Consider the following 12809-nt stretch of genomic DNA (forward strand, 5'->3'; position numbering starts at 1 on the left):
ATTAGCCGCTATTTTAATAAGTTTTATTGATAGTTTTTATACTTTTATAGTCTAAATTGATATGCATGACAATTACACAATTATACTATGTTTTGGCAGTTGCCGAAAACCAAAACTTTACTAAAGCTGCCGAAAAATGCTTTGTTACACAACCTACATTAAGTATGCAAATACAAAAATTGGAAGAGGAATTAGATATTCAAATTTTTGATAGAAGTAAAAAGCCCATAGAATTAACCGATGTTGGTAAAAAAATAGTAACCCAAGCTAGAAATATTGTAAACGAATCGTATAGAATACAAGATATTGTAGATCAACAAAAAGGCTTTATTGGTGGCGAATTTAAACTAGGTATTATACCTACTGTTATGCCCACATTATTGCCCATGTTTTTGAAGAATTTCATTAAAAAATACCCCAAAATTAAACTTAAAATAGAAGAATTAACTACAGACGAAATTATTGAACGCTTAAAAGATGGTCATTTAGATGCCGCAATTGCTGCAACACCCTTAGAAGACGAAAATATTAAAGAACGTGTTTTATATTTTGAACCTTTTGTAAGCTATATCCCTAATGGACACCGCCTACATTCCAACAAAAAAATTGCCGTTGAAGATTTGGATATAAATGACATGCTACTTCTTGAAGATGGCCATTGTTTTAGAGATGGTGTTCTCAATATTTGTAAAGCTTTTAAAGACAATATAGATGATAAATTTCAGATAGAAAGTGGTAGTATTGAAACCTTAATAAAATTATCAAATGAAGGTTTAGGCATGACGCTTTTACCCTATTTACATACTTTAGATATTAATGATAAAGAAAAAGCAAATCTTCACTTTTTTAATGAACCATCTCCAGCCAGAGAAGTAAGTTTAATTTACCATAAAAGTGAATTGAAAATGCAAATTATTGAAGCATTGCAAGATGTAATATCTGGTGTAGTACGCGGTGCAATTGCATTTCAGGATGTAAAAATTATTAGTCCGTTAATTTCTAAATAAGTTTTATAAATTAAAAACTATGCTGTTTTTATTATAGCATTAAAAAAACAGACTTATTGGCTATAAAAAAAGCGACCAAAAGGTCGCCTATATTTTTAAGATTTTAAATAAATCAAACTTTGATTTAATTCTGGGTTTTGCTGTACAAGAGAAAGGATAAATTGTTTGAGATCTTCCAACTCATGTGGTAGTAGCCTTTGTACTGCCTTTTGCACTTCTTTGCAAAACAATGTAACATCAAAACTAACTTTATTAAGTACAGTTTTTGTATAATCAAGCATTGCTCTTGCCATAATTTACTAGGGTTTAGGTTATAAATGTAGATTTTTCTAATAGGCTTTACTCTTTTTTAGTTTATAAATTTAATAAAAATTATCAAGCATTCTTGAATTTTAAATAAAATTAACGTTTTGGTAATTAAACCCTTTTTTATTTAACAAGCATTAAAAAATTAATTTTTTAATGCTTTATTACAAATTTTTATTTGTTTTAGTAACAGGTTTATACATTTTAGTAACACTTGTTAATCGATATTTTTTCAGCTTAATATAATTTATGTATTTTTACATTGTAAATATTTAATGCTAATCTCTCAATCTTCAATTATTATGAATCTATTCAAAATTTTCATTAGTTAAATTTTATGTAATGTGACCATATTATAAAATTCTGGTCTAACTACACGAATTGTTTACTAAAATTATCTCTCAACTTTCATTGTCTCTCACACTATGAATATCTCTAAAACATTTTCAATATTTCTTATTTTTATTTTTCTTAACAATACCAATGCACAAACTGGTCCTGGTGGAGTAGGTAACTCAACAGATAATGTATTATGGTTAAAAGCAAATAGTGGCACTTCCTCTACAGTAAACGGACAGCCTATAAGTTTTTGGAATGATTCTTCAGGAAATTTAAATAATACCTATCAATCAAATATAAACCAACAACCTCTATTTACTAGTTCTTTAATTAATGGGTATCCTGCTATACAATTTGATTTTAGTCAAACTGCAGGGCAAAATGATTTTTTAAGTGGTTCTGATGCTCCTAACTTAGATAATACTAACGGATTATCAATTTTTAGTGTTATTAGACCCACAAACTCTGGAAGCGCTAGAGCCATAATTTCAAAAAGAAATAATGTTGGAGTTAATCAGTCTTACATGCTATTTTTTTTTAGTTCTGATTACTTCTATGTTGATATTGATAACAATAATAACCGATTTTCTACTTCACCTACTTCTTACAATACAAATACAGATTACATAATAAGCACCCTGTATAATGGCTCTCTACCAACAGCATCGAGAGTAAGTGTTTACAACGGCGAAACATTAGTTACTACAGGAAGTGAATCATCGGCTGTAATTCCAGATTATAATTCTCCATTTACTATAGGAGCAACCCATATTGGCGACAATAGAGGCTTTGGCGGTTACATGTCTGAAATTATTGTATACAGAAAAACATTGAATACTGCTGAAAGAATTATTGTAAACAACTATCTTTCTTCAAAATACAATCAATCGCTATCTAGCAATGATATATACGTACAAGACGATATTGGAAATGGAAACTTTGACCACCATGTAGCAGGTATTGGACAAGCAAGTGATGGCACAAGCCATTTTGATTCTCAAGGAACTGGTATAGTAAGAATAAACACCCCTAGTACAACTGGCAGCAATAGGTTTTTATTTTGGGGTGAAGAATCACAAAATCCTACATATAATTTTAGCACAAACACAACAAATTACACCCAACAATTAAACTCAAAATGGCGTGTTAGCAGGCAAGGGAATCTTGGAACTGTTACTGTATCTTTTGATATAAGTAGTATGAATTTAACTGGAAAACCAAGTTGTTCACCATTACAATTGGTAGTTGATAATAATTACGATTTTTCTTCGCCAAGTGATATTTACAATTTAACAATTGTTGGCAATACAGCTACCGCCACCGGTGTTTTGCTTCAAAACAACCGCTATTTTACACTTCGCTATGTAGACGAAATTGTTTGGGATGGTTCCAATTTCTTTAATGGTGCTGGAACTGGAAATGCACCAAACACAACAAACGCTTGCTTAAAATTTACAGTAAAAGCAGGAACAACTAGTACATTAATTTATAATGCCCGCGTTAGAGAAGTTGAAGTTGAAGCAGGTGCTACATTAAATATTACCAATGGCTTTGTACTTGAAACTGAAAATAAAGTAGTTAACAATGGCACTATAGATTTGTTAGGCGAAGCACAACTTATACAAAACCACACAGGTGTTTCTTTAAATACAGGTACAGGAAACTTAAAAATTAGGCAACAAGGCACTTCTAATTTATTTAATTATAACTATTGGAGCGCACCAGTAAATAGAAGTGGCTTTTGGAGAATTGGCTATTTAGAAGACGCAAATGGCAGCAGCATTAATTTTACTAGCGGTCTTAACGGAAACACATCAACAACGCCTATTACACTAAGCAACAGATGGCTTTATACTTTTAACGGACCAATTGGAAATTATAATGCTTGGACAAAAATTTCGACTAGTTCAAATTTATTACCTGGTATTGGTTATTCTATGAAAGGTTCTGGTGCTGTAACTTCAGAGCAAGAATTTATATTTAGAGGAACACCAAATAATGGTAACTATTCAATACCAGTAACCGCATTTACAGAAATTTTAGTTGGTAATCCATACCCTTCAGCTTTAGATGCCAACAGGTTTATTCTTGATAATTTACTTACTACAAGTGGCACTTTATATTTCTGGGAATCTTTCCCTAGCAATAATAGCCATTACTTATCAAATTATGAAGGTGGTTATGCTACTTACAACCTGTTAATGTCTTTACCCGCCATTGCAGATGCTTCAGGACTTACAAGCGGTTTAGGAGTAACCGGAAAATCACTCCCTACCCGATATATTAATATTGGACAAGGTTTTTTTACAACTATTCTAAATTCTGGTTCTTTGCTATTTCAAAATAGTCAACGTTATTTTGCTAGAGAATCATTAAATGAAACTGTTTTTTATAAAGGAAGTAATAAAAGCAAGCAAACAAGCACCTTAACAGATGAAAGACCTAAAATTTGGTTTTCATTTACAGATCCTAACAACTATATTAAAACCATTGGACTTGGTTGGGATAGTAATGCGTCCTATAATTACGATATAGGTTATGATGCAAAAACAAATGAAGATTTCAAGAATGATGTTTATTGGTTATTAAATGACGAAAAATTAGTAATTCAAGCCTTACCACAAATTAATATTGATGACATTTTACCGCTTGAAATTAAAATATCCGATGCTGGTTTGTATAAATTTTCATTGAGCAATATGGAAAATATTCCGGAATATTTAAATATATATTTAGTTGATAACATCCAAAGCACCTATTATAATTTAAGAACAACTGAAGCGCAACTAGTTTTAAATTCAGCAACAAAAAGCAATCAATTTTCAATAGTATTTAAAGAAAGTAATTTATTAGGAACAACACTTTTTGATAATAAAAACATAGTATCAACATACAATTCAAACACAAAAACACTTGAATTACATGCTGAAAATTTATTAAACTCTGTTGAAAGTTTTAAAATATTCAACACGATTGGTCAAGAAGTTTTAAGTATAACATCGCCAACATCTACCAAAATAAACTTATCACTTTTAACCGATGGTGTTTATATTCTTAAAGTTAATATGAAAACCAATAATAACTTGGAAAGTATAAAATTTGTAAAATATTAAATGAAAAAGCTTGGATAAACTCCAAGCTTTTTTTATTTCTATTTCTAAGATTTTTTAAAACCTATTATCACCATCTAAAAGATTACCTAAACCGCCCAACAAACTACCTTCACCTTTATCTTTTCCGCCACCTTGAGGTGCAGAAGCTAACACACGACCAGCCAACCTGCTAAATGGTAATGATTGTATATAAACCGTTCCTGGACCTTGAAGTTTGGCAAAAAACAAACCTTCACCACCAAAAATGGTATTTTTAATACCGCCTACAAATTCAATATCGTAATCAATATCTTGAGTGAAACCAACAATACAACCAGTATCTACACGCAACGTTTCACCACGCTGTAATACTTTTTTAGCCATGGTACCACCAGCATGCACAAATGCCATACCATCGCCTTCTAGTTTTTGCATAATAAAACCTTCACCACCAAAAAGTCCACGACCTAATTTTTTTGAAAACTCAATACCAACACTTACACCCTTCGCAGCGCATAAAAACGCATCTTTTTGGCAAATGAATTTACCTCTAAATTCGGTTAAGTCTATAGGGATTATTTTTCCGGGATAAGGTGATGCAAAACTAACATTTCGTTTACCAGTTAGGTTATTATAAAACGCCGTCATAAACAAACTTTCACCTGTAAGAATACGTTTTCCTGCGCCTAAAATTTTTCCTAAAAATCCAGAATCGTTTTGCGAACCATCGCCAAAAATAGTTTCCATTTTAATGCCATCGTCCATCATCATAAAACTACCCGCTTCGGCAACAACGCCTTCTTGTGGGTCTAGTTCAATTTCTACGTATTGCATTTCTTCACCATAAATTCTATAGTCTATTTCGTGCGCTGTCATTTTTTATTGTTTTTTGTTGTTTTGCTTATTTGTAGCATTGTTTAATAATTTGTTACATTTTTTGTTGTTAAGTTGTAAATAAACTATACGACTTTACGACAAACAACTTAACTCTTAGCTTTTATACTCCACTCAAAAACAAAGGTTGAAACTTCTACTCCTTCTTCATTTACTCCAATAGAAGTCATTTTAACAATTTGCCCTTCGCCCGTTTCAATGGCTTTTTTTAATGCTTCGTCTATTAATTTTCCATCATTACACGTAAATGCAATTCTGCCTGTTGCTTTTTTTGTAAATGTTGCTGTGTTTGATGTAACTAACATGGATATTTTTTTACCCGATTCTTTAATTTTTAACATCATTAAAGCGCCTGTAGTAAACTCTGCCGCCATACCTTGAACTGCCCAAAACATGGAATTAAAAGGGTTTTGATTTATCCACCTATGTTTTACCGTAACAACACATTTATTAGTATCAATATATTGGGTACGAACACCACACAAATACGCTGAAGGCAGTTTAAAAATGGTGAAAGTATTTAGTTTTCTGGGAGTTATATTCATTTATAATAATTTATTTTTTTACTAAGTTATGAAAATATTCTTCATTTTAAAATGTTAATTTTATGTTAAATTATGGTACTATGCGTTACATAATACCTGTTTTAAGACATATATTTGCATAAGAAACTATTATATGTTTTAAAATCATGCTAGACAATCATCAAAAAAACATCGCAACATTTATTCATTTATCAACCTTTAGTAGGTTTTTAATTCCGTTTGGAAATTTTATTGGACCTATTGTATTGTGGGTTGCTAATAAAGAGAAAAGTGTGTTTGTAGACGAACACGGAAAACAGGCTATTAACTTTCAAATAAGCATGTTGCTTTATGCTATTATTATTGGAACTATTTCTATCCCTTTTTTTATTTTTAACATATTTAGTGATTTCGACTTTATAGATTTTAACGGGTTTAGTGATTTTCATATTAACATAGGAAAACCATCGGCACTTTTATATATAGGTGGTGCTTTGGGTGTGTTGGCTGTTATTGCTTTTATAATTGAACTTGTATTAATTGTTAATGCCAGTTTAAAGGCTAGAGATGGTGAACATTACAAATACCCTTTTACTATTAATTTTTTAAAGTAAATAGCAAATACGCCCGCGTTAGGGATTGCAGTGGAAAGCCCACAGCGAGGTACGAGCGAGGACTTGTAACGAAAAACCCGACCCGATAGGGTAACGCAAAAAAAAAATTAAAATTTCATCAATAAAAATCATCAAAAATCAATCAAAAAATGAACAGTTTCACAAAATTAAATCGCTTTAGAACATGAAGATAGAGAACACAAAAGCACAGATGCGTAAAGGGGTTTTAGAATTCTGCATATTATCGGTATTAAAGGACGACGATGCATACGTAGCAGAAATTTTAGACACCTTAAAAGACGCAAAACTGCTAGTAGTTGAAGGAACCATTTACCCACTACTTACTAGATTAAAAAATGCCGGACTTTTAAATTACAGATGGGAAGAAAGTACTTCTGGACCACCAAGAAAATATTATGGATTAACTGAAACCGGAAAATTATTTTTAAACGAATTGAACACCACGTGGAGCGAATTGCAAAACGCTGTGAACTTAGTAACCAACACAAAAAAACAACATTAAAATGAATAAAACAGTCAACATAAATTTAGCAGGAACCTTCTTTCACATTGATGAAGATGCTTATTTAAAACTGCAACGTTATCTTGAGGCTATAAAACGTTCATTTACAGACTCTCAAGGTCGTACTGAAATTATTGCAGATATTGAAGCGCGTATTGCCGAACTTTTTAATGAGCGTGTGCAAAACGACCGACAAGTAATTAGAATTAAAGAAGTAGACGAAGTTATATCCATCATGGGACAACCAGAAGACTATTTGGTTGATGATGAAATATTTGAAGACGAGCCACAAAGTGCTTACGAACGAAAATCGACAGTTTCAAAAAAACTATTTAGAGATACCGACAACTCGTACATTGGTGGTGTAGCATCTGGTTTAGGGCATTATTTAGGTATTGATGCCGTTTGGGTTCGCTTACTTTGGGTATTGCTTACCGTTGGTTCTGGTGGTACATTTATATTTATTTATATTTTGTTTTGGGTTTTAGTACCTGAAGCAAAAACAACTGCCGAAAAAATAATGATGACGGGCGAACCTGTTAATATTAGTAACATTGAAAAAAAAATAAAAGATGGGTTTGACACTGTATCTGAAACCGTTTCAGATGTTGCAAAAAACGTAACAGAAGCCGCTAAAAAAGTAGATTTAAAAAAGCAAAGTAACTCTATAAAATCGAGTTCAAAAACCTTTTTTGATACCATTGCAGACGTTATTATGTTTTTCTTTAAAGTGTTTGCAAAATTTATTGGAATCATATTAATTTTTGTTGGCGCATCAGCTTTAATTGGTTTAATTATCTGCTTATTTTCATTAGGCGTTACCGATATTGTTCATATTCCAGGTGTTGACATGGCAAATATTGTAAATGCAGGCAATACGCCTATTTGGGTTGCGTCTTTATTGTTCTTTTTTGCTGTAGCTATTCCGTTTTTCTTTCTATTTTATTTGGGTTTAAAAATTTTAATCACCAACTTAAAATCTATAGGTAATATAGCAAAATTCACACTTTTAGGTCTGTGGTTGTTTTCAATAATTGGTTTGATTGTAATTGGTATAAATGAAGCTAGCGAGCATGCCTATACTGAGCGTGTAATTGAGAAACAAGAAATACCCTTTACAGCTTCCGATACTTTGAAAATTAAAATGGGTGATGACGATTTATTTAATAACCGATACTACAGAAATCATTCATTTAAAATAGCAAATAATGATAAAGGTGAAAAAATCATTTATAGTTCGGATATTAGAATTATCATTAAACCAACTACCGATACTATTGCAACCATAAGTATTGAAAAAAGTGCCGATGGTAGAAACTACGAAAAAGCCATAGCGCGAGCCAAAAACATACTTTACGGCTATACTTTTGAAAATAACGAATTGATTTTAAACCCTTATCTATCAACACTTGCTAAAAATAAATTTAGTGATCAAGAAATTGAAGTTACCCTACAGCTTCCAGAAGGTAGTGTAGTTAAATTAGGTGATAATACAACCCATTATTTAGGGCATGAGTTACATTCAAACCACGTAAACAAATATTTAAATATTACTGAAGATGGCGTAAAGTGTGATGACTGTGAAGATGATGAATTTGAAATAAATATTGATTCACCAAACGTAATTATAGACGAAAATGGCATTGAAATTAAAAGTGATAATAATACCATAAAAATTGACAATAACGGTATTAAAGCCGAATCTGAAGATGTGAAACTAAACATAAATAAGAACGGCGTAAACGTAAAATCTGAAAATTAACAATTCAGCATTAAAAAACAACGGTTCAGGTATTTAAGTTACTAATCAAAACATAAAAATTAGATATTTGAATTATAAATCATCAATCAAAAAACGAACAATTATGACAACATTAGCAAAAATTATTGTAGCAACCCTAATAAGTTTAAGCTTGTTTTCCTGTAACTTCGATATGAATATAAATTCTGGAGTAAAAGGAAGTGGTAATGTAACCATTGAAAACAGAACCATAACTAAACCATTTACAGCCATAAAAGCAACCGAAGGTTTAGATGTTTACCTTACACAAAGTAACACCGAAAGCATAAGCGTTGAAGCCGACGATAATTTACAAGAACTTATTGTAACCGAAGTTGTAGATGGCGTTTTAAAAATTCACACAAAACAAAGTATAGGTAAAAGCAAATCGAAAAAAGTAATGGTAAGCTTTAAAAGTGTTGATGCCATAAAAGCTACAAGCGGAAGCGACGTTTATTCTACAAACACCATTACCGCAAACCATTTAGAGTTAGAAACCACAAGTGGAAGCGATATGACATTAGCGGTAAACACAAGCAGCATAAATTGCAAATCTACAAGTGGAAGCGATTTAAAACTATCTGGAAAAACTAACAAACTAACTGCCGAAGCAACAAGTGGTAGCGACATTAAAGCAGCAGAATTGGTAGCAGAATCTAGTCATGTTAAAGCAACAAGTGGTGCAGATATAACCATAAATACCGTAAAAGAATTAACAGCTAGTGCTTCAAGTGGTGGCGACATTAAGTACAAAGGAAACCCAGAAACTATAAATAAAAACGAATCTTCTTCAGGTAGTGTAAAAAAACAATAAAACACCTTAAACCAACCATTTTAAAACCATCTACAACGTAAGTTTAAGATGGTTTTTTGTTTATATTTGTTTATAACACAATATTTTGCTGCCATGCACAAACAAATCATTACTTTTTTAGCATCCTTAATATTTTGCTTTTATTCTGAAGCGCAAACGCTTGAAAAAATAAAAGGCAACAAAAACGTAACCATTATACAAACTGAAATTGATCCGTTTCACACCATAATTGTTGATGAAGATTTTGAGGTTGAAATAATTTACAATCAAACCCCATCGGTTACCATTGAAACAGATGAAAACCTACATGATGTAATTAAGTTTGATGTAATAAATGGTGTTTTAACATTTGATAAAGTTGCTAGAATAACTTCAAAAAAACGGTTAAATATTACCGTAAATTATGATGAAAGTCTAAACAACATTAAAACTACCGATAAAGGTGAAATACTATCACTCGCCACAATGGAATTACCAAATGCTATCCTAATAACCCAAGGCGCATCAAAAGCTGGTTTAACTATAAAAACAAATCAATTTGAGTTTCAAGGCAAGGAAAAATCAAAAGTAAAACTTAACCTAACTTGCGAAGATGCTAAATTAAACTTGAGTGATAATTGCAAAATAGATGGCTTAATTTATGCACCAATAACAACCGTAGATTTATATTTGCGTGCAACAGCAAACATTGAAGGCGAAACAAACGACTTAGCTTTAAGAACCGATAATTTTTCTATGTTTAACGGTAAAAACTTTACTACTAAAGTGTGTACTACTTTAAATGAACTTTCAAGCGATGCTTATTTAGAAGTCACTGATAGTGTTACTATTGAAGCTTCAGGAAATAGTAGCATTTACTTATATGGTAACCCTAAAATTGTTGTAAATAAACTCGATAATACTTCGAAACTTCAAAAGAAAGAAAAATAAACAGCTAATTTTCTTTTACTGCTAATTGAAAATAAATATCAATTTTATCATTTACTGTAACAAGACCCAAAAACTTTTTTGGTGGTTGTATGTTAAATTCTGTTAAGCTTAAACTTAAATCGCCAGTAATTAACATGCTTTTGTTTTTTTTAAACTTAATAGGTACTTTATAAGTATTTGTAACACCTGCAATTTGTATGTCAATTAATGCTTGTACATTGCTAGCTTCAAAATTATTTATTTCTTTTAATAGCAATGTTATTTGTGGATATTTATCTGATTTTAAAATACTTTGAAAATCGTTATTTATGGCTTTTCCGCCACAATCAAAACAATTATTATCTAAAATTAAAGCTGTTTTATTGAACACCATCTTCGCATCTTCAATTTTATAAGTTACTTGAATGGGGTTTTTAAATTTATTAATGTTGAATGCACAAGAAAAGGTGTTTACATTAGTAGTACCTCGAACCAACAATGAACTTTCTGACGTTAAAATAACTGAAGTGCTTTTAATATTAGAATCTCTATTTGTAAAAGCAAAAGCTATAAAAATTGAAACTAAAAAAAGTAACTTTTTCATAATCAACACTTTAAAATATTCTATATAAAATAAACAAGCCTCAAAAGATATGTAAATTTAATATTTTTTGAGACTTGTTAAATACTATTAATCTACTTTTTTGGTTAGAAACTTATTGCTGCTTCTGCCATTAAGCCATTAAATTTACCACCATCTAATGCACTAGTTGCAGAATAGCCATCATATTTTTGGTTTACATATTCTAATTTCATTAAAATATTTTTTGTCATAAACCAACCTGCACCAAGTTGTGTTCTTGTAATTTCGATGTTTTCACCACTTGCTTCTTCAGAATCTACTTTATTGTAACGAGCCCCAATATAAAAGTTTTCATTGTTTCCAAATCTGTAAACAAGTTCACCAGCAAATTGTTTAGCAGTTCTTTCAGTAGCACCAGTTGCATTACCTTTTGCATTTTCAATTGTTCCAAAAAATTCTAAGCCTTGGTATTTTAAAAATGGATTGAACATGATAGCTGTTATGCTATTTTTTAAATTAGGGTTGTAACGTCCAGATCTAAAATCATCTGCAGTAGCAGTAGCAGGAATCATTACACCATAGTATCTAGAACCAGTTCTATCTGCACTGTATAAATATGAACTTGGCACATAACCTGTATTGTAAAGAGAACCAGTTAATCTGAATCTAAAATCATCATTAAGTTGTTTGTCATAACCTAATTTAGCTAAGAATGATGCGCCACCAGTATATTCACCTGATTTATTGATAGATTGGTTTAATTTACCATTTGCTATACCTACCATTCCTAAAAAACCACTATCACATTGGTAATATAATTCTGCTCCAACTTCAGTTGTAAAAGCATCCATAATTAAGTTGCCAACAAATGGGTTGTAAATAGTTTCAGCATTATCACTTCTTCTAAAGTGTGCATCACCATAGTTGTTTTCCATGTGTCCTATTTTAATAGTTACATGTTTCATTAAATTTTCAGCAAAACCTTCACTAATAAAATCTAATTTATCAATTTGGATATAACCACCTTTTACGTATGGTTCTGGGTGGTGACGAGATGATAAATAGGTACGTAAATGCATTCTAACACCATCATATAGTACAACATCTAAATCTAAATTGGCAGTTGCTAAGTTAAAGTTAGCACCAATTTCTTTTAATGGCACTACACCAGAGTTTTCATGGTCTAGGGCTTGATATTGAATGGTTGATGCACCACCAATACGCACTTTTACTTCATCAAAAGTTGAAACTGTGTCTTTTGGTGTTTCAAAAACGTTTACACCGCGTTGGTCTGGTTTTCTGTAATTGTCTAAATCTCTGCTTTGAGCATTAATTACATTGAATCCTATCAATAGAATTCCTAATAATATGGCATTTTTTAAATTTGATTTCATGATTATTTGTTTTAATTAAGGGTTATAAAT

The 12809-nt window shown here is 31.2% G+C and carries 12 protein-coding genes; 7 read left to right on the forward strand and 5 right to left on the reverse strand.

Going from position 1 to position 12809, the window contains the following annotated elements:
- Positions 1–65: 65 nt before the first annotated feature.
- A complete protein-coding gene (locus ACFQ1R_RS06650) occupies positions 66–1007 on the forward strand; it encodes a hydrogen peroxide-inducible genes activator (RefSeq protein ID WP_379925354.1) in 942 nt (313 codons plus the stop codon).
- Positions 1008–1102: 95 nt separating this feature from the next.
- Here the strand turns inward: ACFQ1R_RS06650 and ACFQ1R_RS06655 are convergent, their stop codons facing one another.
- Positions 1103–1300 (reverse strand): hypothetical protein, encoded by a 198-nt coding sequence (locus ACFQ1R_RS06655; protein WP_379925355.1) that lies wholly within the window; start codon positions 1298–1300, stop codon positions 1103–1105.
- A 438-nt stretch (positions 1301–1738) separates the two neighbouring features.
- Between ACFQ1R_RS06655 and ACFQ1R_RS06660 the strand changes: the two genes are divergently transcribed.
- Complete coding sequence (locus tag ACFQ1R_RS06660) at positions 1739–4765, forward strand: T9SS type A sorting domain-containing protein (protein ID WP_379925356.1); 3027 nt, start codon at positions 1739–1741, stop codon at positions 4763–4765.
- A gap of 54 nt (positions 4766–4819) precedes the next feature.
- On the opposite strand, the gene ACFQ1R_RS06665 is transcribed toward ACFQ1R_RS06660, so the two are convergent.
- Complete coding sequence (locus tag ACFQ1R_RS06665) at positions 4820–5620, reverse strand: TIGR00266 family protein (protein ID WP_379925357.1); 801 nt, start codon at positions 5618–5620, stop codon at positions 4820–4822.
- A 107-nt stretch (positions 5621–5727) separates the two neighbouring features.
- Positions 5728–6183, reverse strand: coding sequence for a DUF4442 domain-containing protein (locus ACFQ1R_RS06670; RefSeq protein WP_379925358.1), 456 nt, complete (start codon positions 6181–6183; stop codon positions 5728–5730).
- A 146-nt stretch (positions 6184–6329) separates the two neighbouring features.
- On the opposite strand from ACFQ1R_RS06670, the gene ACFQ1R_RS06675 reads away from it, so the two are divergent.
- From ACFQ1R_RS06675 to ACFQ1R_RS06695, 5 genes are all read left to right on the forward strand, one after another.
- Positions 6330–6776, forward strand: coding sequence for a DUF4870 domain-containing protein (locus ACFQ1R_RS06675; RefSeq protein WP_379925359.1), 447 nt, complete (start codon positions 6330–6332; stop codon positions 6774–6776).
- 184 nt (positions 6777–6960) lie between these two features.
- Positions 6961–7299 (forward strand): PadR family transcriptional regulator, encoded by a 339-nt coding sequence (locus tag ACFQ1R_RS06680; RefSeq protein WP_379925360.1) that lies wholly within the window; start codon positions 6961–6963, stop codon positions 7297–7299.
- Between the two features lies 1 nt (position 7300).
- Entirely contained in the window at positions 7301–9061 is a 1761-nt protein-coding gene (locus ACFQ1R_RS06685; RefSeq protein ID WP_379925361.1) for a PspC domain-containing protein, read from the forward strand.
- Between the two features lie 103 nt (positions 9062–9164).
- Entirely contained in the window at positions 9165–9893 is a 729-nt protein-coding gene (locus ACFQ1R_RS06690; protein ID WP_379925362.1) for a head GIN domain-containing protein, read from the forward strand.
- Positions 9894–9986: 93 nt separating this feature from the next.
- Entirely contained in the window at positions 9987–10823 is an 837-nt protein-coding gene (locus ACFQ1R_RS06695; RefSeq protein WP_379925363.1) for a GIN domain-containing protein, read from the forward strand.
- A gap of 4 nt (positions 10824–10827) precedes the next feature.
- On the opposite strand, the gene ACFQ1R_RS06700 is transcribed toward ACFQ1R_RS06695, so the two are convergent.
- Together ACFQ1R_RS06700 and ACFQ1R_RS06705 are read right to left on the reverse strand one after the other, a co-directional pair.
- On the reverse strand, positions 10828–11406 hold the full coding sequence (locus ACFQ1R_RS06700; protein WP_379925364.1) for a YceI family protein: 579 nt from the start codon (positions 11404–11406) through the stop codon (positions 10828–10830).
- Between the two features lie 104 nt (positions 11407–11510).
- Entirely contained in the window at positions 11511–12779 is a 1269-nt protein-coding gene (locus ACFQ1R_RS06705) for a hypothetical protein (RefSeq protein ID WP_379925365.1), read from the reverse strand.
- Positions 12780–12809: the final 30 nt, after the last annotated feature.

This window comes from Mariniflexile jejuense, from assembly GCF_042675665.1.
GTDB classification, from domain to species: Bacteria; Bacteroidota; Bacteroidia; order Flavobacteriales; family Flavobacteriaceae; genus Mariniflexile; species Mariniflexile jejuense.

Excerpts from the sequence above, each read along its gene's own strand:
- ACFQ1R_RS06650 (WP_379925354.1), top strand. The coding sequence starts at position 66 with ATGACAATTACACAATTATACTATGTTTTGGCAGTTGCCGAAAACCAA.
- ACFQ1R_RS06655 (WP_379925355.1), bottom strand. The coding sequence starts at position 1,300 with ATGGCAAGAGCAATGCTTGATTATACAAAAACTGTACTTAATAAAGTT.
- ACFQ1R_RS06660 (WP_379925356.1), top strand. The coding sequence starts at position 1,739 with ATGAATATCTCTAAAACATTTTCAATATTTCTTATTTTTATTTTTCTT.
- ACFQ1R_RS06665 (WP_379925357.1), bottom strand. The coding sequence starts at position 5,620 with ATGACAGCGCACGAAATAGACTATAGAATTTATGGTGAAGAAATGCAA.
- ACFQ1R_RS06670 (WP_379925358.1), bottom strand. The coding sequence starts at position 6,183 with ATGAATATAACTCCCAGAAAACTAAATACTTTCACCATTTTTAAACTG.
- ACFQ1R_RS06675 (WP_379925359.1), top strand. The coding sequence starts at position 6,330 with ATGCTAGACAATCATCAAAAAAACATCGCAACATTTATTCATTTATCA.
- ACFQ1R_RS06680 (WP_379925360.1), top strand. The coding sequence starts at position 6,961 with ATGAAGATAGAGAACACAAAAGCACAGATGCGTAAAGGGGTTTTAGAA.
- ACFQ1R_RS06685 (WP_379925361.1), top strand. The coding sequence starts at position 7,301 with ATGAATAAAACAGTCAACATAAATTTAGCAGGAACCTTCTTTCACATT.
- ACFQ1R_RS06690 (WP_379925362.1), top strand. The coding sequence starts at position 9,165 with ATGACAACATTAGCAAAAATTATTGTAGCAACCCTAATAAGTTTAAGC.
- ACFQ1R_RS06695 (WP_379925363.1), top strand. The coding sequence starts at position 9,987 with ATGCACAAACAAATCATTACTTTTTTAGCATCCTTAATATTTTGCTTT.
- ACFQ1R_RS06700 (WP_379925364.1), bottom strand. The coding sequence starts at position 11,406 with ATGAAAAAGTTACTTTTTTTAGTTTCAATTTTTATAGCTTTTGCTTTT.
- ACFQ1R_RS06705 (WP_379925365.1), bottom strand. The coding sequence starts at position 12,779 with ATGAAATCAAATTTAAAAAATGCCATATTATTAGGAATTCTATTGATA.